Consider the following 25,401-nt stretch of genomic DNA (forward strand, 5'->3'; position numbering starts at 1 on the left):
ACAAAATACATAAACTTGCAATAAATAACCATTTTGTAACAAGCTCTTAATTCAAAATATCATTTAGATGTTATTTCTTTTCTGCGTTTTTAAACTCAGTTTTCTGATCTATTTTTGGCAACTCAATTGATGACTTCCCATCAACTACTTTAACAAAACCAGGGAATAAAAAGTCTAAAAGTTGTTGCGCTTGGGCTTTATTCGAACCACCATTACACAAATACCATTTGTTCTTATTCTTTGAAGTTGCGATCATATAACCTTCAACCGATATTTTCATATCAGCATTCTCAGTAGTCATATGTGTAGGAATAAAAACAATGTACTCTACAACTTCTTTTTCTACCTTGTCTACAGTTTCTTTACTCATATGAGTATAAATACTTGTTGGTTCATGAAAAACATAAGCAAGAGAAAAACCAGATGCCGCTTGTTGCTCCATTGCTTGCTTTGTCATCGTAATTACATTCTCCACACCACCAATAACTTTGATGATTTTAGGGTGTGTAACTTCTCCAATATATTTATAATTTTTTTTGTCTAACTCATCCTTCATTTTAACAGCTTCATTTTTTACTTGTTCTGCTAATTTTTTATCTATATCTTCTGCGAAAACAAAGTTTACAGCAAAAGCCACAAGAAGTATGGCTAATTTTTTCATAAAAAATCCTTCCAGTATAGTGAAATTTTAGCGACATATCCAGTTTTGGATACCATCGTCAACAATTAATTCTTGAATTATTTTTGGCAAATATTCTAGTAAATATTTTTTATTATTTACAACAATACTTGATTTTGCAAAATCGATTTCAACATTTGTTTCCAAACGAATAGTTGTTTCTGTGTGTTTTTCCTGCAAATCACGTACTAGTTGCGGAGCTTCTACAACTAAAAATCCATTATTAATAGCATTGCGTTTGAAAGTTTGACTAAAAGAGCCTGCAATAAGCATTTGTATACCAAAATACTTTAAGGCTGTCGCTGCCTGTTCTCGCGAACTACCTGTTCCAAAATTAAATCCACAAATAAGAATATCACCTCTGCGCGCAATTTTTGTAAATCGCACATCATAATTTTCCATCGCAACTTCTGCTTGTTGTTGTGGAGAAAAATGATCTATATAAGTATATTTCCCAGGATAAATTCCGTCTGTATTTATGTTATTTTGAAGACATAAAACACTTTTACCTTGGTACTTTTTAGGAAAGCGATCAATAAATTCGCGATTCTCAACGATGTTCGTTGTCGTAATTGTTTCTGAGAAAGCCTGAATTACCGGACGTGCCTTTATTTTTTGCGGAGAAACAATTTTTCCTGCTACAGCAGATGCTGCAACAACAGCAGGAGAAGATAAATAGACGTTTGCTGATTTTGCCCCCATACGCCCTTTGAAATTTCGATTCGTGGCAGAAATAGCAACCTCATTTTCTTCAAGAATACCTTCACCAAGACCAATACATGGTCCGCACCCTGGGGGTAAGATATAAGCTCCAGCATCTAGAAATACTTGCCAATCTCCGCAGCGAATGCTTTCCTGTTGTACTTCCTCTGAAGCAGCAGACACATAAAATTTCACATCGCTATGTATTTTTTGTTTTTGTAAAAGGTGCGCTGCCTGTGCAAGATCTTCTACCCGACTGTTTACACAAGAAACTAAATATGCTTTGTTAATTTGAATATTGCGCTTCTCAAGATCAGCAACAGAGGTCATTACTTTTACTGAATTTGGCCCACTCACATGGGGAGTGATTGTACTTAAGTCTATTTGCAAGTATTTATGATAAATAGCTTTGGAATCTGAAGTTAACGGTTTTTTTAGTAATTCATTTATACGCTCAGGAGAAATGCGCGAGTGTAATTTTCCATTTAGTTTTTTTTGTAAAAAATCAGCTCTTTTGCACAACCAAGAAATTGTATTACTGTCTATTGGAAATAATCCAACAAGAGCACCCCACTCAGTCGTCATGTTGGCAATTGTCATTCGATCGTGAATAGCTAATTCACTAATTCCTTCTCCGCAAAATTCAATAGCGTAATTAAGCACTTCATCTTGATTAAAATAACCGCAAAGAGCAATAATTACATCTTTTCCAGTAACACCTGGTAAAAGTTTTCCAATAAATTCAACTTTTGCCACAGGAGGAATTTGCCACCATGTGTGTCCCGTTCCCCAAATCACTGCGGCATCAGTCCGAACTACCGGTGTTCCCAAGCATCCTAAACCACCATACATGTTAGTATGACTATCAGATGCAACCACAAAAGTATTTGGCCAAGCATACCCTTCTTCGCACATGATTTGATGACCAATTCCCGTTCCTGCGCGATAAAAATCGATATTGTGTAGGTCACAAAATTTTTCAATATTCTGATATTTCTGTTTATTACCGATACTCTTATCTTGAATATTATGGTCTAAAGCGCACACTACTTGGTCTTTTTGAGCTATTTTTGTAAAGCCCATGTTCTTAAATTTAGGTATAATGGCACCAGTATTATCATGTGTCATTATATAATGTGGTTGTACTTGAACATAATCACCACTATAAACTTTTTCATTTTTATTAGTGGTGAAATTTTGGGTAATTTTTTCAATTAAATTTTGAGACATATAATTCTTACCTAGATTAGTCGTGGCATAAGTTCCAGCTTGGTCTCAGCTTGTTCTTTCAAACTTTTCGCACCATCGTGTTGCGGTTTCAATTCTTGTATGCGCGAACATATATGTCTTACTTCGCCATAATTTCCATGAGTAAGACTTTTCTTTGCATAAGTAAAATAATAATTTACCGCCTCTTCATATTCACCTAAACATTCGTATAAGTGAGCTATTTCCATATACTGAGCGCGTTCTGTTCCAGGAGCTAGTTCGATTACTTTTGAAAAAGCTTCTATCGCTTCCTTGTGCATACCAAGAGATTTAGCCAAATATCCTACTAAACGATATTCTTCTACCGCGCGCGCATGTCGGTGTAATTGACGCAGTATATTTGCATGACAATGCCGTGCATGTAAATTAAATGGATCTATTGACAATAGTGATTCAAATGCTTCGCGCGCTTTACGTAAATCACTTCTATCGTAAAAATGGGTCCCCAAATCAATTAATTCCGCAATAGACTCCGAACGCCTCTCCATCTGAAACAGTATACTGGAAAGAAGCTTACGGTTATTAAAGTCATCTGGATCCAACTTAATTAACTTACGTAAGCGCGTTACTAAAGAATCCTTATTGTCAGATTTTTTTAATAATTCAATATTTTCTTTTAATGATTTAATCGCTTCTTCTATTTTCTTCTTATGAACATAAGCTTCGCACAGCCAATCGCGAGCAATAATTGATTCTGGCTCGTATTTTATAATCCACTTACAAACTTCGATCAGCGCATCTTCAGAACCGCGTTCATTGCCTTTTGCATCTTTCATTTCGCTAAAAATCGATTTCCCTAAGTTTTTATATTGATCAACAGCCTCATTGTGTTTATTTAGTTTAATTAAACCATCGCCTAATTCTATTTGCGCATGGAAATCATTGGGATTAATAGCAAGTATTTTACGGTACGCGCTAAGTGCCAGTTCTGGCTTTTTTTGCTTATTCATTAACATCGCAAGAATATAATACACGGAAATAGCATTTTCTTTGTCGCCCATCTCGATATACAAAGACGCCATCAATTCTAAGTTACTAGAGCTCGAAGGATAATTTTTATTCGCTTCGTCTAGTACCATAATCGCCTTGCGTTTATCTTTAACAGAGATCTTACGCGCATAAACAGCCGAAACTTCAGCGGCTTTTTCTAACAAACTAGATTTGTAGTAACAGTGAATTAGTTTTTCGTATGCCTCAAGGTTGTCGGGAGAGAAATCAACAACTTTGTTATATGCTTTTGTTGCTTCCTCGTATTTATCTTCATCGAACGCAATTTGGCCTTGTTCATTGTATTTAACAGCCGCTTTCGCAGTTAAGCCTTTTTTGTCGTAAGCACGCGCAAGCCAACTGATGGTTTCGTAATCTTTGTAACCTTTACTTTCCAAAAGTTCATAAATAGAAATACACTTTTCGCCATCGTTTCTAATTGAATCTAAACGCGTCATTTTCGCTATTTCATCTACAGTTTTAAGTCGCACTTTTTCGGTTTTGATTAAATCAGACATTATTTTCATACCCTGAAAGTTCGATAAACGAACCAGAGTAAGAATTTCGTCAATATTGAGTTTGCCGTCTATTTTGTCAAAAATTCTTTTATCATCTTCACTTTTACTCTCACTTTGCGCAACTACTTTTGCAGGAATGTCTTTTGTTGTTGGTATGATTTCTTTGATCACTTCCCACTCATCTGCGCGCCGAGCTGCTTCCATTAACAAGGCTTCAAATTTAATATTAATCGGTAAGTTGACAAGGTCGAGATCAAAAACCTCTTCACTAAGCTCATTTTGCATAAATTCGCACTTGATACCTTCCCAATTTAGAGCATCGTACAATTCTTCTTCTATTTGGTTGCGACAAATATTGGCTAGAAAATTTTCATCTTTAAATTCATCAGGAACACTTTCGCAATTGCGTAAAGCATCAAGTAACGAAGTAATCATTTCTCGTTGTTTAAAGAAAATAGCGCGCAAAGTTTCTTTGTTGATTTTGTCGAAATTTCTTAGGCTTTCAGCCAGAATAGATTTTCCGTGAGCGAAAGCTAAAGAACGGATCATACCTTCTTTTAAGTAAATAAATATTTCTTCTTCATCGTTTTCAACCATCAATGTCCCAGTTTGGGATGTTTCGTGGATCTGTTTTAGTACAACAGGAAGTATCTCTAATTCACTCATTGGTTATTCTCCTTGGTACATATCCTCACAGCATCGTAGGTGTTCAGTTAATACATTTTATATTAATATTAGGTTCCTACCGAGCCTTTTGTTTACCGACATTTTTCTTTATAGATGACCACGACAACTTGCAGCGAAATAAAAATTTGTCGCATTCTATTTTAACCACTTAACTTCAAGACCTAGTTCTCTACGCAATATACTGTGTTCTTCTGATATGTTGAAACAAAACAACTCTTTTATCATATCTATGTATTTTGCATCTTGAAACTGGCTTACATCAATATTTTTTATTGCACAGTATCCTTCCATTGAAGACTTTAAAGAGTCTGACATTAAAAGTCCACAGTTATTTGCTGCTTTTTCTAAATTCAAACGGAAGATATTTGTGTCTGCTTGAAATACTTCAGTTAGAACGTCCATGCGTTCTTCTAGTTGTTTTTTTATTTTTCTTGGCAAAGAATTTCTCAATTTGCGCATAATAGTTTCTTGGTTTTCAGAAACAGGCTTCCCCGTATCAGCAAAAGACTCAACGACAACAGATATATAATTAGCGTATTCTTTATTAGTCAATTTATACGCCATAACCTGTTTGCGAGCAGCATAAAATAAGGTACGAGTTAACACAAACTTTTGCGCTTTTTTGGTTAACTTTCTCCACAAAGATAGTCCTATAACAATACTCACCGGGTTTGTATTTTCTAAATAAATATCGCTGCCTTCATATGTATACACACTCACTTGATCAAGAGATAAAAATTTTATTATACGATGTATACAATCCTGTATTTCAATTTCTTCGTTACTTTTGAAACTCTCTTTTTTTTCTAGTGAAGGGTATTTGTCCCAAAGAGGAGCAAAAGCTTTGTCTGTGTACATATCAATAGAAGACATCACATCATAAAGTGTTCCGCGTGATGCCTGAGGAATAAATTTATCTTGAGTGACTGTCTCTAACCAACCAGAAGCTACTCGGGGAGTAACGCTTTCAAAAAAGAGTTTTTCTTTTGGAAGCAATTTTCCCAGTAAAGAAGCAGCTTGACAACACAAATACATCCTATCAAATAAGTTGTCTTTTTTATACAGGTCAAATAACTTGTTATATGAATCACGACGAAAAGGATCTTTCAAAATTAAATAAAAATGTTCAGTAGCAGCATTTTCCATCTGCTTTTTATCTTTTGCCCAGATATTCGCTAGTGCGGCATGTGCTTCAGTATGATCAGGATCAATTTCGCATATCTTTTCATAAATTTTTGCTGCTTTTTGTGGCTCTTCTAAATATTTTAAATAGCAGAGGGCTTGTATACTAAGTATTGACTTATACTCTTCATCATCTTCTGTAAAATTTTGTAAGTATTTATTACATGAGTCAATAGCTTGTTGATATTTTTCTTCGTGAATAGAAATTTTTGCTATTTCATGAATTGCTTGGAAATTTTGCGGCATAATCTGCAAGGCTTTTTCATAAAAAGGAGTCGCTTTTTCTGGATCACGTCCTCCTTTCCAGTGTATTTTTGCCAAAGACATAATACATGAAACTTTTTGAAAATTATTTTCACACATATCCATTTGTTTTTCAACATATGATTGAGCATTTTTCCAATCTTGCAGTTCACAGCTTACAGCGATATATTTCTCTAAAAAATCAATATTATCTGGGGATTGTTCGCAAAGTTTTCCATATAAATTTTGAGCAGCAGACCAATTATCTTTTCTTTCGTGAATAACAGCTATTTTTTCTATTGTATCTTTATCGTCTTGCTCTTTTAAGCTCAGTAATTTTTCGTAATGTTCAAGAGCAAGATCCCATTCACATTTTTCAACATTTAATCTTGCAAGGCCTTCAAGCACTACTATTTCATCGGCATTATCTTTTAGATGTTGAATATAACCATCAATAGCTCCTTCCGTCATCCCCATCTTATCTTTTATAATCGCTAAACGTAACGAAACTTTAACCATATCAATTTCATTGTCACGAACAGGAGAATTTTCTAGTTTCATATAATATAACAATGCTTCATCCCACTGAGAATTATCATAATATAAATTTGCTAAGCGATCTAAAGATAATGGATAGTCAGGAGTATTTTCTAATGATTTTTGGTAACATAAAATAGCTGCTTCGGTATCTTGCAGTTTATCTGCAATATTTCCTAAAGTATAGTATATTTCATGCATTTTGTAGTGGTCAGAAGAAAGATGAGTTAATTGTTGATATAGATTTCGGGCAGCCATCCATAGTTTACAATCGTAGAAAATATCAGCGAGGTTGTAAATAGCAAGTGTATTTTGGCGATCATACTCTATCGATTTTTGGTAGTAGTTTTTCGCTTGATCCACGTCCTTTAATTCATCAAAATATACTTTGCCTATTTGGAAAAACAGTTGACTAATAAGTTTACGATTGCTTTCTTCTGCAATTTGTCTTTCTATTGCTACTATGAATTCTGACCAGTTTTGTAGTTTATACCAACACTCTGCCAATTTTTTAAAATTTTCCTTATAGGAAGGCAAAAGCTCTGATGTTTTTTGGAATTCTTCTATCGCTTTTTCTATCGATTTTTCTTGTAAAATACATCCTATTTCAAAATGTAAATCAGCTTGCTCTTTATTCGTTAAATCTATTTGCAACAATCTGCGATTTGTTCCTATCAACAGCTCGTTGTTGTGTAAGTCTCTATACAATTTTTGTAAAGTAAAAAGGGTTTTGCTATTTTCTGTAATTTCAAAAACTTTTTCATAAGCGTCTATCGCTCTTTCTTGAAATCGATCATCGCTTTGATAAATTTCACCTAATTGTTCATATAATTCTGCTTGTTTTTGGCGGTCTTTTTCAAGAAGTATAGCCTTTTCAATAACATTTCCTTGCCCCTCGATATCATTCTTTCTTTTGTATAGCTTCTGTAAAGCTTCAAGGGCCTGCTCATTTTCCGATGAAACTTGCAGTACTTTTTTAAATACATCTTCTGCTTCGTCAAGTTTATTTAGTTGATGATACAAAATATTTGCTGTTGTCAGTTGCAAAGGAATAACTTCTTCTGCAATATTTGCTTTTGTTGCTAATGTGATTTGTAACTTATAAATATCAACTAAGTTTTCATAGTCTTCGATATAATTGTACAGGCGTATAAGAGCAACGATTGCATTATTATGGTGCGAATCTATTTTGATAATTTCTTTATAGCAAACAATTGCTGCATTATTTTCAAATAGACGATTTTCCCACACAGTGGCCATTTCACTCCACAAATATATTTTGCGATTGTGGTCACCGATAATTGAGATTTCTTGGTGGCATAAATCAATATACGGTTCAAAATATCCCCAATTCTTATAAAGATGCTGTAGGGTATGAAGTAAATTCACATCTCGCGGATGAAGTAAGAGAGCTTCTTTATAATGGTAAATAGCATCTTTCTCTAAGAATATGTAATGTTCATATGTACGGCCTAAATCTATATGAAGATTACATCTATCATTTTTATCTTTTGCAGAGAGTAGTCTTTGTTGTTTTACTTCAACTAAATTTTCCCAGTCTCGTTGCTGTTCGTAAATCGTTTCGAGAGCACCAAGAGCTTCAATATTATCTTTATCTAATATCAAGATTTCACGATAAATAGCAATCGCTTTGTCCGGATCTTTTTCTTCTAGGAATAATATATTTCCCAACTCACATAATAAGTATGTTTTCTTATTATCAGCGCAACGCTGTATCATTTTCTCTAGTAATTGACACAACGACGTATAGTCTTTAATCCCTTTAAGCAAGCCAATTGCATGTTTTGCTGTTGGTTCGTGGTAATGATCATCAAGCACTTTTAAATAATACTTTACAGCTTGATGAGGATGCGCTAGTTTTTGCTCCCAGATACGCGCTAATTTATAGTAAAGTGTTGCACGTTCTTTTGAAACCTTTACAAGCGCAATCTCACGCATTAAATATTCTACAACACTCGTCCAATCTCTTTTCGCCTCACATAATTTCCGAATACTACGTAGCGGAGCTGTCGGTAAATCGCTATCTACATCGTCTTCATTTGTTAGAGCTAATTCATAATATTTGATTGCTTCAGTTGTGTTTTTTAATTTCTTTTCGAATATAGTACCCATTTTGTAAAAGAATTCACGTTCTTTTTGAGGCTTCTTGACATAGCGAACTCGCAGTGAATACAGTTCTATTAACTTTTGCCATTCTTTTTGTTTCGTATACAACTTTGCAAGAACATTAAAGATCTTTTTACTTTGAGGTTTTAACTCCAATGCTTTTTGAAAATGAACAACAGCTTCGTCAAAGTTCTTTATTTTGTTTAATTTTAAACTACCAATTTCAAAATGCAAATCAACTAAACTGTCTATTTCGAGAGTAAAATCTAACTTCTGATTTAATAAATTGATATATTTAACAACATCATAATCATTTCCGTAAAGTTCCTGCAATTTCTCTAATAGGGAAAGATCTGTACCAAATTCATCAATCATATTTTCTAAAAGAAAAATAGCCCGATCTTTTTTCTCTAGATGTGTTTGATAAATTTCAATTAAATCTAGATACATTTTTCTTTTTTTCTGTGGCGCAAGATGTTCTAGTTCTTTTTCTACATACTTAGCGTATTCTTCCCAGCGTTCTTGGTTGCGAAGTAATGTTTTTAATCGATCAAATATTTCGCGTTTTTCAGGAAGCGTTTCATGTGCTTTTATGTAATATGTAGTAGCTTCAGCAAAATCTTCAAACTGTAATAGTGCAATTTCTGCAAGCTCTTTTTCTACAAGAAATAAACGTCTCACATTTTTTTCAATAGAAAGTTCGGCAAAAAGAACATGTTTTAACTTATCATATTGTTTTCTTTCGCGGTATAAATTTTGCAAACCTCTTATTGCAACTAAGTTGTTAGCGTCTATTTTTAGAACTTGCAAATAATGAGTAACAGCCCAATCTTTTTGGTCGAGGTTTTTTTCAAAGAGCTCAGCGCAAAAAATGTGTAGTGCTTCTTTTCTTTTACGCGAAATACCACCGATGGCTAATTCAGCCAAATACGATTCAGTAAGCGCTTCAATGTTACTTTCTTTTTGGTATACGCGTTGCAAAGATTTGATTGCTGGAAGATGATCTGGAATAACGGTTAATGTTTTCACATATATTTTTGCTGCCGTTTTTTGATCAAACAATTCTTCTTCGTATATTTTACCTTGTAAAAACAAAAAATGAGCGCGATCAAGATTTATTTTTGCGAGTTTCTCGCGTTTGCCATACAGATTTATTAGCTTTTCCCAATTTTCTTTTTCTCTGTATATAGAACATAGCTTTTCTTTTATTTGGATATTATTACTATACTTTTCTGATGCATCTTCTAGTATCGCAATGGCCTTCTCTGGTTTCTCTAAAAAAGATTGGTAAATATTCGCTATTTGCAAATCAATTTCTGCATCCCCCAGAAGTTTTTGTTTTTTAGTTAGAACATCAATAAGCAGTTCATATTTTTTACTACTCAAACTTACCAGTTCTAAATTTTTAAGAGCAAGCAAAGAGTTACAATCTAGATCTAGAGCTTTTTGATAGTATTTAACGGCGTGATTGTAATCATGTAAATGGTGAAAATAAAGAAGACCTAACTCTATATATAGATCATGCTGATCGTGCACTTCCGCTAATCCAATTTGTTTCTTAATAATATCAACAATTTTACTATAATCTAACTTAATTTTGTGTAGCGATTTTAGTTTTTCAAAAATCTCCATTTGTGTATTTATTTTCAGAGCTTCATTGTAAGAGTCAATTGCTTTATCAATGTCGGGAATATAGTTAGCATATATATCTCCCATTTGCTCGTAAATTTTTTGCTGCTTTCCTTTGGCTAGCTTAAGCGCACAAATTTCAAGGATTTTACTCCAATCACTTATTTTATAACTTACTTTTTCCAATTTATCGATTAAAGATGCATCATTTGAATGTTTCAACATTGCAATATACAATTTTTGCAATTTATAATTATCATCAATGTATTGTTCATAAATATTTGTTGCTTTTCGCAATACATCTAACTGTTCTTCTTGGGCTAATTTTTTCGCGTATAAGTCGCACAGTTCTCGCCACATCTCTTTTTGCGCATAACAAGATTCTAAATCATCGTATGCTGCTGCAAAATCTAGGTTTTGCCATTTTTGTAAATATGAAATCTTAACATCAATATCTTCATTCAACTCAGTTAAACGCTTATATAAAACTCGACGTTTTACATCATCAACTAAAAAGGTCTGTTTATCTAAATTGGCAATTAATTTTTTCTCTATTTTATTTGAGTTGTACAATTCTTCCAAAAGAAGAAGCACTTCTATATTATTTGGCGACCTTGTCAATGACTTTTCGTAAAAAGAAATTGCTTGTATACTTTTGTTTTCAGCAATATATATGTCACCAATAGAACGTTCTATTTGTGCTGCAACATCTTGATCTTCAAGAAGAGTCACTTCTTTTTGCAAATAACTAATTTGTTCTGTCGTTTGTTGTAAATCTTTACAAATTTCACTTAGTTTGCGTATAGTTTCAAGTTCTGTTGGCTGTAGGTAGTGCATTTTAATATAGTATTTTTTTGCAGATACAAGATCAGATAACTTTTCTTCATATACAGAAGCTACTTGTTTGTAAAGATCAACAATTTCTTCTGCGTAAGGCTGAAAAGCTGCTTTGTTTAGCAATAAGTCAATATAGTTTTGCCAATCACTGTTTCCAGCATATTTTTGCAACAAAAGATCACTTGCAGTCGCTTCGTCAGGTTCGTAACATAAAATTTTTTGCAAATGATACTCTTGTTTTTCATCGTTATGCCCATCATATGCTTTTGCTAATAGGAAATGTAACTCAATACTTTCTTGCTTGTTTTCATTAACAGCAATTTCTTTCTCACCAACAGAAATCACTTGTTCTGTATTTCCCATTTTTTGATACAAATTACGAAGAGATACGTAAGAAGGTAAAAAAAGAGTATTTGCAGCGATTGCTTTCTTAAAGTAAACAATCGCATCTTCATACTGTTGTAGATGCTCTTCGTATATTTTACCGATTTCGTGATAACGAATTTCTGGATCTATTGCTGTTAAGCGAATCTCATCTTCAATTACCTTGATTAACTCGCCATAGTCTTTACTTTCCGTATATTTATTACGCAATTGCAACAGAGCTTCATTATGATCTCCTTGAATAGCCATTACTTTTTGATAATAGCTACTTGCTTCTTCTTGCTGGTTTAGTGATTCTGATAACAATTTAGCAATTTGTATATAAATAGAGACTCTTTCGGCTAATGAGCTGTATTTCGATTTGTGAACAAGAATTTTAACTAGCTGTTCGTAATTATGCAGAGTTTGATAGGTTTTTGTCAAATAATCAATGGCTATACTATCTTGAGGTGATAATTCTAAAATGTTTTTATAAATTTCGATTAAACGATCAATATTCTCTTCACTTTGCTTACTACTTTTCAAATCTACAGCACAGCTATGTAATGCATACGCTTTTTCTTGTTTACTACTCAACATCACAATTTTTTGTTTTTTGTATAGATACCATGCGTGAGTATTATCTTTTCGCCATAAAACGTCGCAAATTTTTTCAATTGTATCGAGATCAGGTTTTAGCAACAGTGCTTTTTCATAAAATAAAAGTGCTGTGTCTAATTCTGAAAAGTGCTGATCCTTTAAAGATGCAAGTTGTAAGTAAGTCTTCGTTTTTTCATCTTTATGTTTTAATATATTCAATTTTTGGTTCAAAACAATGACAAGATTTTCAGGATCATCCTTGTATATATTTTGTAAACGTTCAACAATTTTTTCTTGGTAGTGCATTCCAACAATTTTCCGATAAGATGCCGCTGCCTTATGATAAAACTGTTGCTCAAATTGTAATTCAGCCAACTGAAAATAGTAACGATCTTTTTCTTCTGGTAGCTCACCGAGTTCGATGAGTGATTGCAAAATATCGCCATGTTTTTCATGTTGTTGTTGCTTTTCATATATATCTAAAAGTCGGAATAAAGTAATCTTATTTTGCGAATTTACTTTCGCGGCATTTTCGTAAATATTTGCTGCAGATTGCAAATCTTTCAATTCAAGAAAGTAAATATTTGCTATGTTTAACAATAGTTCTTCTTGGGTAGCAACAGACGATGTGTGTTCAAGTTTTTTAGAGTAAATATCAATGAGTTTTGACCAGTTTTTTTTATTTTGATAGTGCATTTCCATTTCGAGAAATGCTTCATCCCTTTCCGGTAATAAACTCATACATACTTGTAATACCTCAAGTGTCTGTTCGGAGAATTCCTGATGCAATTTTTGCAATCTTACGGCCTGGATGTAATAACGATATGCCTCACCTTTAGTCTCTGTTTTAATAGCATTTGCATGATCTATATGCAAATGAATTAGTTCTTCCCAACATTCTTCTCTTGTATATTTGTGTACCAGCTTGTCAAATATCTGCGTATCATGCGGAGCTTTTGAAAATTTTTGTTCTAAATCATCCATAGCCATTGTCCCAAAAAATTACGAAGCAACTATTCCCACATAAATATAACAAACACCTGAAGTCAAAGATTTATACTTCACTTCAGAAAAAGCTTGCGTTTTTTCCATAAGAGCCACAAAGTTTTTTCCTGTAGGAAACTGAGCCGATGATGTATTTAAATATTTGTATGCTGTTTTCTCTCCACTAATCATACCACCAATGAAAGGAAGTATATATCCGCTATACAAATTAAAAAAAGGCTTAATTGGCCAATGTGGTTGACCAAATTCTAAGATGAGAACTCGTCCTCCAGGTTTTACAACGCGCGCCATACTTTTTAGGCACTCTTCTGTGCAATCAACATTACGTATACCAAATGAAATTGTTGCTATATCAAAAGAATCATCTGCAAAAGATAGGTTTTGTGCATCTTCTATTTGCCATTCAATTTCAGGGTACTTTTCTTTAGATTTTTTTTCCGCAAGCTCAAGCATTGGAGCGCAGAAATCAGAACCAACTATTCGTCCATCATTACCATTTTTCTTATAAAAAGCAATGGCAACATCGCCTGTCCCTGTTGCACAATCAAGAATAGCATTACCTTTTTTTACTTGACTCATCTTGATAAGTGTACGTCGCCACAAATGATGAATACCTAGAGAAAGAACGCTATTTGTTCTGTCGTACGTACCTGCGATTTTTGAAAACATATCGTGTATTGTTTTACTCATAATCAGAAATTCCTAGGATGTATTATTTATTTTGGCCTACTTTTGTACTTCTTGTCCTGATTTTAAAGCAGCAAGAGGAATTGTCTTACTTATCGCAATTGTCTCTCCTGAATCAACTCCTGAGAGTATTTGAATATATTCTTCGTCGTAATATCCAGTAGCAACACTCACGGGATATACAAAAATTTTCTCTTTTTTATACAAGACTTTGCAAAGCATTGCTTGGTTTTTTCCGCGAATGTCTTTTTCAAAAAAAAGAGCACGACGCTCAACCAAAATACATTCAGGTATTTTAGTTAGTGAAAATATTGCGCGTAATTTCATTCCAAGATTAAGAGGTGTCTTTATTGATATTCCCAGCTTTACAATCTCACCGTTAACAACAACACTGCGGATTTTTCCTTTTTCCTCTTCGTCGTTAGGTAAAATAACAGTCACTGTAGTTTCAAGATTTATTTGTTGGTATTCTTTTTTACTTATCTCTACTTGAAGTTCATTTACTGTTGAATAATACTCACCTAAAACTTGTCCAACTTCTACATTTGCGCCTGCTTTTACATAAGAACTATGTAAAATTCCTACAAAAGGTGCATTTATAGACATATTTCCTGCATTTTGATTGCTCTGTGCAATAATATAATTCTGTTGTGCTTTTTGTAATTCTAACCATACACTAAAAGCATTATACTTAACATTTTTGGCAAAATTCCCGATATCTTTTTGCCAAGCATTTCGATTATTTTCCAACTTGCGATTACTTTTGCGATACATCTCCGAAATCTGAGAAATTTCCTTTTGGGCTTTTGCTGGCAAGTTTTTTATTTTCTTTTTTTGTAACTCCCAGGCTAATAAAGCCTGTTGTAAATTGATTGATTCTTTTTCACTTATTTTCCGAGCACTAATGTGCATAATTTGCTGGTCTTTATTTAGCTTTTTATTTGTAAGTAACTTATCTATTTTTCCGTTTATCGGACTGATAATTGTTTGAATTTTTGCCGGAGAAACATCTCCCATAATCGAAAGAGTTGGTAGGAGTTCATCGCTAACTGTTTTTGTTGTTTTTATCTGTGGTAAGTCAGAAGGAGTATTTACTTGTAGTAATAAAAAGCTGTTGATAGATACAAGCATAATAATCACTATAAACAAGCCATAAGAAACGATACCTGTCGTGCTTTTTTCGCGACTACGTATGTTTTGAATTGCCTTTACTGGCGAAACAGGTTCCGGTTTTTTCTTGTTTAAAAAGTCTTTGATATTTTGTTTGGGGGCTGTTGATGGGCCAAATAAAATATCTGGTTCCTGCGGAATTTCTTCTGTCAATGATGCTGCAGAACGTCCTTGGGATTGACTAACAAAGAGACTATCAAAAGAAACATCAGCCGACTCGTATAAACTCTCATCGGCAATTTTAGGGTCTTGTTCTTTACTTTGTACGCGCGAAGTTCGATACTTTTCAATTTCATCTGCGTCGAATTTTACATTGTTTTTTTCAGAAGGATAAGCTTTAATTCCGCCATCTTCAATGATTTTTTTAAGCTCACCTTCGTCAACTCTTAGCTCTCTTAAAGCTTTGCGCACTGAAACGTATTTTTTTTGCTTGTTTTTATCTGTACCCATACTAATTCCTATAGAAACTATTGATGGCAATCCGTAATTGTCTCACAGATAGCGTTCCTTATCGCCTACATTAAACACTTTAGAGCCTACCCGCCAAATAGCTTTGTTATACAAAAGTTATTTCTACAGCGACTCTTCGAGACATAATTAAATTATATCTCCAAGAGCCTATTACAAAATTAGTTGAAAGTGAAAAATTCTAGCATTTTAGCTTCTATAGGTATTTTTTAGCGCAAAGTAACAATTTTGTAATAAAAAAATAACTAAATTAGAAGTTAAAAGGAACAATTATGTGCCTTAAAATAATTTTATAACAAGCTCTTAAACCTCCTCGCGATTGAGTATTTCTTGAATAGCAGTATTCGCTCTTTCACGAATAAGAGGTTCTGGATCTTTCAAAGCCTTGTTTAATAAATGAATTGTCGATCGCGATCCTACTTCTATTAAAACTTGAATAGCAGCAAAACGTACTAGTGGAGCTTTATCTTCAAATGCAAACATCAAGGTAACAATTGAATTTTCTCCTTGTATACGTCCTAATGCAATTACCGCTCTTTCTCGTACGCTAATATCAGTGTCATATATAGCTTTCATAAGTGCAGGAACAGCTTCTCCTGTTCCTAAATGAGAAAGAATACGCGAAGCTATTTTTTTTACGACTAAACTATCATTTTCAAGAGCTTTCGCTAAATATCCGGAAGCTTTTTGGCCATATAAAGCCATAGATTCAACCGCTTCACGACGAACTTCCCAATCTTTGTCTTCTAGCATATCAAGTAGTGAATTTAAAGCTTTGTTACTACGTATTTTCCCTAGAGCTTTTACGCTTTCTAAGCGTACAGATGATTCTTTATCTTTTAGCGCTTCAATTAAGATTGCCGTTGTACGATGATCTTGTATTTCCCCAAAGGCTTCCACCACTTTTTGTCGTACCTGCGTAGAAGGGTCATTCTTTGCATTAGTAAGAGCTCGCAGAGCTTCTTCTGATTCAATATTCTTTATTACTTCAACAGCATTATAACGAATTTTCTCATCAGGATAATACAAAGCTATACATAAAGCAGGCATTGCTAAGCTTCCCAAATGTAAAAAAAGATCTGGCAATTCGTATTCTTCTTTATCGTTTTGCAATAAAAAGATAAGAGCCAATATTACAGGATTACCAATCTCGCGTAATGTTGATATTGTTAGATTTTTGAACTCATCAGGTTGCGTTTGATAACTTTTAACTAAACCATAAACAATACGTAGTATATCATCATTATTAGTTCCAAGTTGAATAATCTGCATAATTTCAAGTTGATCATGTATAACATTTAGATCATTTTGCGAAGCATTGCCAGTATTTTTAAGATTTGCAACATAATGTTGGAAAACAGGTAAGCATTGTTCCATATATATAGATAAAATCTTGGAACAATCAACAGAATGATATTCGTATGAATTGTCTTTACGTAAAATATCAACAAGTAACTTCACATCACGAAGTCCTAAACCTGCTAAAATATTAGCAAAGTCTTTATTCGGCGTCTGCGATGATAGCAATTGTCTAAGCCGGTATGCAGCTTCTTTGTCTTTATTTTCGTCTCGCAATATTTGCAAGATCTTTTTATAGAAATTTTTAAGTAATTTTTCTGACATAATAGTCTGGTAGGATAGGAATTCAAATTAGATATATACAACGTGGTAGGTTTAGGCACTAAGTGTCTAAAAGAACCAAATTACAAGAATGAACGACGATATGCTTTAGGGACACACCCTATTTTATTCTAAGGTTATTTTCGTTGAATGTCAAAGGAAAACTGCGTTGTTTGCGGTAGCGAAGAACAAGAAGATTTGAAAAACAAGCGATTTATTCAGTCAAAGATCTAAGTCCTCTCACAAAAGAATAAATAACATTTACAATTGTTATATTTATAGCACATCTTAAATAAGTTTTACAATTATTTGCGAAGATAGAGACGGTCTCACACCGCCCCGATCTTCACTTCATTTTAGTATATTTTGTTTACGCTAAAAATTTTACTTTTCTTTACTTTCCTTTTCTTTATTCTCAGGATAGAGAACTAGCTCAATGTAATTATCCTCTGTAAAGTATTTTTGAGCTACTTTTTGTAAATCCTCTGCCTTTAATGACTCGATTGTACTTCTAGCTTGCGCTGGATCTTGTAATTCAAGCCCTAAAAAGTCAGAGATATATAAATGAGAAAGCCAATATTCATTTCGCTTGAGATTTACTTCAAGTTCACGTAATTGTCCTTTGATCACTTTGTCTACATTTTTCTGCAAGGGTCCATTATCGCGCACATCCTTCAATAAATTTTGGAATGTTTTGATTAGCATTTCCGCATTTTCTGGAGCACATGGAAAAGAAACTGACATAAAATAGCGCTCACTAGGGTATTTTTTTACACGGGAACGCACGCCACCAGAGTAAACACCTCCTTTTTCTTCGCGCAAGCTTTCGATCAATCTAATCCCAAGTACTTGAGCAAGAGATTGCATTTGATGGCGAACTTCGGATGTGTACTTTTCTAGTTTTCCACTATAAAATAAATTTACAAAACTCCGTGGAGCAGAACCACGATAAAAAGATTTCTTTAATACACCTTCAGGAGGATAAGCTCCTAAATCTTTAAAATTCTCGTGCGTAGCATTTCCAGAGAGGCTACCTAAGTATTTTTCAATAAGTGGCTTCATCGAAACCACATCAAAACTTCCCACAAAGAAAAATACAAAATCTCCAGCGTTCGAGAAACGCTCTTTGTACACGCGTAACATTTTTTCGTGGTCTAATTTTCCCCAGTGCTCTTCTGTAGGCAATAAATAACTGCGTGGATGGTTACTTCCAAGAACTTTGACCACTTGGTCATTAAAATAACTATTTGGATCTACAGCCATATTTTTATACACAGCTTTTTCTTTATCGATAGTGGCCTTGAAAATATCTTTGTCCATTCGCGGTTGGGTAAACCACAAATGTGTCAATTGCATAAGAGTTTCAAAGCTATCAGGGCTAGCGTTTCCTCTTAGTCCTTCAGTAATACTATCGATAAATGGAGTAACAGACACTGATTTTCCTGCCAAAGCCTTACTAAGTTGGCCTCTACTAAAATTTCCCAAACCACTTTCAGAGAGTACGTTCATCATTCCAGTTGTCGCGAAATAATCTTTATCGTCTAGTAAAGATGTTCCACCTGGACTTTGAGCATACATTAAAATCTCATCATTTTTAAATTCTGTAGGCTTGAGCACTACGCGAATGCCATTTGCAAGAAGCAAATGCGTTGTTTCTGTTTCACCGTTTTTTGACTCTTCAATTATTTTCCCAGAGATAAGTTCTTTTTTAAGAAGTTCGGTGTCTATTTTTTCTTCTTTATAAGCTTCTAATTCTTCTTTTTGTGTGGCCGTAATTGTATCGAGAATTTGCTTAGATGAAGGAAGTTCTAAGCCTGGTTTTTCAGGCGCCATAACCGCAACAACATTATCATCTTCTTTGATCCATTTTTCAGCTAAAGCATTTACTTCTTCTAACTTGATCTCAGCAATATAACGCTTATGTAGTTCATATTCATATTCAATACCAGGGCAAGGAGCTCCATTAAGAAAATGATCGACATACTCCGAAGCAAAACGTTTTGAAGAAGTTTTACTTCGTTCGTTGTACGCCACGCTGTATTGCTTGAGCAAATTTTTAGAAGCAATAATTAATTCGCTTTTGGTAAATCCATGTTTTTTTACACGCATGTTTTCGGTAACCATAACTTGCGTTGCCCGTAAAATATTTTGTTCCGACGCCGCGGCAAAAACTTGATAAGCATCTTTACCTCGTACACCAAACATATTACCATAGGTAACACCCGAAAAAATAAAAGGCGGATTATTTTGACGCGTAATTTCACGAAGACGCACATTCATCATCATTGTAAACAGAGAGTGCTTAATACGTTCACGATAGTCTTTTTCTGTCACAAACGGTGTGGTTTCATGATTGAAAAGCAAAACAATTTGTGTATACGGCATCTCTTTATCTGTGACTACAGCAACACGCGTTCCTTTATGTTTCGGAATCGAAAAATTAGTTCTTTCTTTTACTTTCTCAGGCATCTTAATACGTGAGAAATGATGCTTAATTTTTTTCTCAATTTCATCAACATCCATGTCGCCCACAGCAACAACAGCCATTAGGTCTGGACGATACCAATTGCGATAAAAACGAAGAAAGTGTTCGCGAGTAAATTTAGAAAACACATCTTTTTTCCCTATGGGAAGACGATGTTCATAACGAGATCCAGCTAAAAGAGTAGGCAAAAGTTTTTTAAGTATACGCATTTGCGCTCCTTGCCCTAAACGCCACTCTTCAGTAATAACTCCCACTTCTTTTTCGATTTCTTCTTTCTCAAAAGAAATATTATGAGCCCAGTCCTCTAAAATCTGAAAACCCTTATCAACAATTTCCTCACTATCACTTGGGATAGGTAAAATATAAACTGTTTGATCAAAGCCAGTATAAGCATTAAGGTGACTACCAAATTTTACTCCAACGCTTTGTAAATAATCAACAAGTTCATTTTTCGCAAAATTCTTTGAACCATTGAATGCCATATGTTCTGTATAGTGTGCTATCCCTAATTGATCATCATCTTCAAGAATAGAACCAGCATCTACAACAAGCCTAAGGGTAAGTCGTTTTTCTGGCATAGTATTTTTTTGGATATAATACGTCATTCCATTTTCGAGTTTACCCATTCGTACTGCAGAGTTAAAGGGTAGTTTGGCATCTGCCGTTTCCTTTTGTGCGTAAAGCAAACAAAAGCAACTAGACAGTGCAAGTATGCTTAGAATATATTTCATAAAATTCAACCTTAAAAGATAAGACCTAATACTAAATAAATAACGCTTGCAATAGCACCAGTTAAAAGAGCATAAGGCAATTGTGTTTTTACATGATCAATATGATCACACCCACTTGCCATAGAAGAAATAATCGTAGTATCAGATATCGGAGAACAATGATCACCAAAAATTCCACCACTAAGAATAGCTCCTACAACTAGATGAATGTTCGCATCCATTGTCCCAACAAGTGGAATTCCAATAGGAATCATAATGGCGAATGTTCCCCAAGATGTACCTGTTGAAAAAGCAATGAATGCAGAAACGCCAAACAATAAAAGAGGTATTAGTTTAGGGCTCAACCACTGTTTCGCTACTTCAGAAACATACAACCCTGTCTGAAGTTCTTTACACGTTGCTCCTATAGCAAAAGCAAGAACCATGAGCATTGCCAAAGGCATTAATCCTCCCATACCTTTCACAACCAAGTTCATAATTTCATCTATTTTCATTATCCCTTGTATTCGGTACATAAAAGCAGCAACAGTGATCGCTGTCAATACTGCCCAAAATACAGAAGTCGAACCAGAACCGCTTGACAATATATCGAAAAAAGATGCCTGAGTAAGAGCATTTTTCGCTTGCAGTGCAGAACTTCCGGTAATCCATAATCCCATGGGCATCATAATTACCATTGTTGCAATTGGAATTAGCATGTTTCTAGCGCGCGAGGTAATGCCTTCTTTTGCCTCTAACGACATAACATCATCGCTAACTAAAGGTTCAGAATTATCATTAAGAACTTTTCCTTCTTGGGCGCGCTTTTCAGCAGCCGCCATGGGGCCAATATGAAAGTCAAAAAGAATTACAATGAGAACCATCGCAAGTGCTAAGATAGCGTACCAGTTAAATAAAATAGATTTAAGAAGAACAACAAAAGCCCCCTCCACTCCTTGTTTAGAAAGAAGCCCCATGATATAAGCTCCCCAACCATTTATGGGAATGAGTATACATACAGGAGCTGATGTAGAATCACAAAAGTATGCTAGTTTTTCGCGAGACATTTTTAAACGATCGAATATTGGACGAAAAATAGATCCAACAACTAAACATGTAATAGAGGACTCAACAAAGACGATAATTCCTGTGAACCATGTTCCAAGTCCCGCACTTCTTTTACCACGCACAAGATTGTTATTGAAAATCCAATCAATAAATCCACTTACACCGCCAGAACGTTGGGTTAGAGCAATGAGCGCACCCACCATTGCCGAAAAAATAATTACTTTTGTATTTCCACCATCTTTAAAAACAGCAACACAAGCTTCTAAAGCATCGTGTAAGCCCAGAAGAAAATTGCCTTTTGCTAATATAGTCCATCCCATCCAAATTCCAGCAAAAAGAGATATCAGTACTTGGCGCGACCAAATCGCCAATATAATAGCCGTAATTGGGGGCAGTATTGAGAGCCAATGTGGTTCCATGTAACTTCCTTTTTTTATAATTCCACAAAGAATTTCACTGTAAGAATAACTATTAATACTGCTCTGTCATCCTTTTCGAAATCAAAGATTCAATCACAAAGACCTTCAAAATAGGTTTCATAATTGTTGGTTATAACCTAAATGTTCAAACTCGTCTTACACCAGGATTCCGGCTTCACTATCATTAAGTTAAGAAAAATTTCTTTGCCAAAAATTATTGAGCTTTCACTCGCCAAGAGCCAATAACGTGAAGTATTATCGTCTCAAATTTTTTATTTATAAATTTGCGATAATTGCATCGACCATTTGTATTGTACTTGCAGCGCCATTCTTTACAACATCTTCACGACCGCGCATTTTTTTCATGTCATAAGTTTGTACTTCACAAGTAGAAATTGTTTTTGCAATCGCATCCTCTATTTGTTGTGCTTTTTCTCGTTCATCAAGATAGTCAAGCATCATCTTTGCACTCATTATCATAGCAATAGGATTAACAATAGATACACCATAGGCTTCATATTTAGGAGCGGAACCATGGGTTGGTTCAAAAACAGCACAGTCATCACCAATATTAGCGCTACATGCAAATCCAAGCCCACCAACAAGCCCAGCAAAACCATCGGAAATAATATCACCAAACATATTACCTGCAACAATCACCTCTGTATCTTCTGGGTTTTTTGTGAGCCACATCATTTGTGCATCAATATTGTTTGAATAGAGTGATATTTCAGGGAATTGCTTCGCAATTTTTATAGCCTCTTCTTCTAGCATTCCAGAAGTCTCGCGCAAAACATTTGGTTTCTCACAAACAGTCACCGATTTGTGTCCATATTTCTGCGCATATTCAAATGCTTGTTTTATGATACGTCGGCAAGCATTGCGACTAAAAACCCGTGTAGATATAGCCAAATCCTCCGCTGGTACCTTATTAAAAAAAGACATTCGCGGATGCCTTTCTAATTCATTTCGCAATGAAAGAGGAGGATTTGTCCATTCTACTCCAGCATAAAGCCCTTCTGTATTTTGACGGAAAATTACAGCATCAACTCTTGGTTCATCAACCCCTCCTTCTTTGCTGCGGCGTATAAAATTAAGAGGGTTGCCTCTAAAAGATTTACAGGGACGAATACAAATATCTAAACCAAAATGTTGACGAAGTTTTACAATCGGGCTAAAATAAGTTAACTCTTCTGTTTGCAAATGAGGTGCGAGTTCTTTTTGTGCTTCATTATTTGGTTTTGATGTTATTGCTCCAAACAATCCAACGCGATGTTTTTCAATAAGATCAATGGTTCTTTGCGGTAAAGGATTTCCTTCTTGGCACCAAAAATCCCACCCAATATCCGCGTGAACATAATCAGCCTCAAACTCAACGGCTTTCAAAACACGTATTGTCTCTGACAAAACAACTTTACCAATACCATCTCCTGGCATAGTGACAATAGTTCTCTTTTGCACAAAAATTTCCTTTCTTTTCGTTAAAAGTATAGAAACGCATCCTAGTAATTACTTTTACTATTCAAACGTTTTCCCATCGCGCGATTTACAGCGGCATCTTCCTCATTTCCTAATAGTTCATGAATCTTAGCGCGCAAAAAATAATAATCCGCCACATCAGGATTTGCAGTAATAGATTGATTACATTCTCGAAGCGCTTCTAAGAATTTTTTCATATCATAGAGAATTATCGCTTTTTCGTAATAAAATTCAGCTTCGGATCTAATTTCAATGGCTTTATCGAAATCAATGAGCGCTTCTTTAAGCATTTTTAACTCGCTATGCACAAGACCACGATGAAAATAAAACATAGCTTCTGGCGAAATAGCAATAGCTTTATCAAAATCTCGCATGGCTTTTTGCAAATGATTCTCATAAAAGAACGTACGTCCTCTACTATGGTATGCTTGGGCATTCCGTTCGTTGAGGCTAATTACTGTAGTAAAATCATCTATTGCTTCTTGCCATTTTTTTTGGGCGCGATAAATCATTCCTCTGTTATAAAAATACTTATCCTTACCATCAAGTTTGATGGCCTTGCTGATGTCACTAAGTGCTTCGGCTTCATTTCCTACTCGGTATTTTAGCATAGCGCGCTTGTTAAAATAGCTAGATTCGTTAGGTGCTAACTCTATTGCTTTTTCTATATCGGAAAGCGCCCCTTTGATATCATTTTTTAAACGCAAAATTAAAAGGCTTCGTGCTGCGTATGCTGGAGGATAATTGTTTTTTATTCCTAAACATCTATTAAAGTCGCGTAAAGCCTCTTTATCTTTACTTGTTTTTACATACACTTCACCCCGGTAAAAATAAGATAAATAATCGACATTGCCAGAATCGATAAGTACATCGTAGTCTTGTAGTGCTTGAAAGTACTTCCCTATTTGACTAAATGAATGGCCGCGTTCGCGATAAGCCTTCCATAACCGAGGATTTAAACGGATTGATCTTGTATAATAAAATGACGCTTGCTCAAAGTTTTTCTGTTCTTTGTAGCAAAGTCCTAAATAATAAAAAGTTTTTGCCGATTCTCTTTGTTGCAAAGATTGTTTGAATGTTGTCATTGCTTCTTGGTATCTATTCAAATAATATAGACAAATACCTTTTTGTAGAAGTAAACCTTTGCTATTGATAGAATTCTCTGCTCGCATAAAACCTTGTAACGCTTTAGTATACTTCTGTTCTTTTAGATATATTTTTGCTAACTCGTACCAAGATTTTTGATCTTGTTCATTATACTTAATAGCTTTTTTGAAAGAGAAAGAAGCATCTACCGTTTTGTTATTGTGGAGTGCAATTATTCCCAAATAATAGTGAGTTTCATTATTCTCGGCGGGAAAACTCTTCGTAAGTTGCTCTACTGCTAAACGCAATTTACCTTTGGAATACGAAATCTTCGCTAAGCCAATCCATCCTTGATAAAAATGCGGAGATAATTCTAGAAGTCTCTCATAATCGCTTTGAGCTAGTGCTTGTTTGTTAGCTAAAAAATAACTATTCGCACGATAATAAAGTGCCCAAACACTATTAGGAAATAGCGTAATTACTTTTGTAAATTCGTCTATTGCCAAATCGTAATTTTCTAAAAAAAAGTAACATTTACCACGATTATAGAATATATCTACATCATCTTTACCAAATGTCATTGCCGCATTAAATTGGCTAATAGCGGAGCGATATAATTTTCGGTAAAAGAAACATTTACCACGAAAGAACAGTGTTTTATAACGCATATTTTGTTGTTTATGAAGAGACAATAAGATCGTTCGAAATATCTCGTTAGCTTCTACAAATTTTTTCTGTCTGTATAATTTATAAGCATATTGATATTGTGTATTATAATCTTGAGCTACTACAAAATATACTAACGCACTCAATAAAATTAGATATCTCTTTATCATAAAAACCT

11 protein-coding genes are annotated in these 25,401 nt (G+C 34.5%); all 11 read right to left on the reverse strand.

Annotated elements, in window-relative coordinates; genetic code table 11:
• Positions 1-70: 70 nt before the first annotated feature.
• Positions 71-661: a hypothetical protein gene (locus tag UABHE_RS28530; protein ID WP_372366732.1), complete on the reverse strand. Its 591-nt coding sequence runs from the start codon at positions 659-661 to the stop codon at positions 71-73.
• 27 nt (positions 662-688) lie between these two features.
• Positions 689-2,611, reverse strand: a complete 1,923-nt coding sequence (lysF, locus tag UABHE_RS28535; protein WP_372366734.1) for a homoaconitase — start codon at positions 2,609-2,611, stop codon at positions 689-691.
• Positions 2,612-2,622: 11 nt separating this feature from the next.
• The gene (locus UABHE_RS28540) at positions 2,623-4,821 is read right to left on the reverse strand and encodes a DUF4388 domain-containing protein (protein ID WP_372366735.1); all 2,199 of its coding nucleotides are present in this window, start codon (positions 4,819-4,821) and stop codon (positions 2,623-2,625) included.
• A 156-nt stretch (positions 4,822-4,977) separates the two neighbouring features.
• The gene (locus tag UABHE_RS28545) at positions 4,978-13,344 is read right to left on the reverse strand and encodes a tetratricopeptide repeat protein (RefSeq protein WP_372366736.1); all 8,367 of its coding nucleotides are present in this window, start codon (positions 13,342-13,344) and stop codon (positions 4,978-4,980) included.
• A gap of 18 nt (positions 13,345-13,362) precedes the next feature.
• Positions 13,363-14,055: a bifunctional demethylmenaquinone methyltransferase/2-methoxy-6-polyprenyl-1,4-benzoquinol methylase UbiE gene (ubiE, locus tag UABHE_RS28550; protein WP_372366737.1), complete on the reverse strand. Its 693-nt coding sequence runs from the start codon at positions 14,053-14,055 to the stop codon at positions 13,363-13,365.
• Positions 14,056-14,091: 36 nt separating this feature from the next.
• The gene (locus UABHE_RS28555; RefSeq protein WP_372366738.1) at positions 14,092-15,672 is read right to left on the reverse strand and encodes an efflux RND transporter periplasmic adaptor subunit; all 1,581 of its coding nucleotides are present in this window, start codon (positions 15,670-15,672) and stop codon (positions 14,092-14,094) included.
• A gap of 321 nt (positions 15,673-15,993) precedes the next feature.
• The gene (locus UABHE_RS28560; RefSeq protein ID WP_372366739.1) at positions 15,994-17,313 is read right to left on the reverse strand and encodes a sister chromatid cohesion protein PDS5; all 1,320 of its coding nucleotides are present in this window, start codon (positions 17,311-17,313) and stop codon (positions 15,994-15,996) included.
• Between the two features lie 381 nt (positions 17,314-17,694).
• Positions 17,695-20,526: a M16 family metallopeptidase gene (locus UABHE_RS28565; RefSeq protein ID WP_372366740.1), complete on the reverse strand. Its 2,832-nt coding sequence runs from the start codon at positions 20,524-20,526 to the stop codon at positions 17,695-17,697.
• Between the two features lie 11 nt (positions 20,527-20,537).
• Entirely contained in the window at positions 20,538-21,992 is a 1,455-nt protein-coding gene (locus UABHE_RS28570) for a Na+/H+ antiporter NhaC family protein (RefSeq protein WP_372366741.1), read from the reverse strand.
• Positions 21,993-22,268: 276 nt separating this feature from the next.
• Positions 22,269-23,453, reverse strand: a complete 1,185-nt coding sequence (locus tag UABHE_RS28575; RefSeq protein WP_372366742.1) for an isocitrate/isopropylmalate dehydrogenase family protein — start codon at positions 23,451-23,453, stop codon at positions 22,269-22,271.
• Positions 23,454-23,494: 41 nt separating this feature from the next.
• The gene (locus UABHE_RS28580; RefSeq protein WP_372366743.1) at positions 23,495-25,393 is read right to left on the reverse strand and encodes a tetratricopeptide repeat protein; all 1,899 of its coding nucleotides are present in this window, start codon (positions 25,391-25,393) and stop codon (positions 23,495-23,497) included.
• Positions 25,394-25,401: the final 8 nt, after the last annotated feature.

The sequence above is a fragment of the Candidatus Uabimicrobium helgolandensis genome, from assembly GCF_041508025.1.
Classification (GTDB): domain Bacteria; phylum Planctomycetota; class Uabimicrobiia; order Uabimicrobiales; family Uabimicrobiaceae; genus Uabimicrobium; species Uabimicrobium helgolandensis.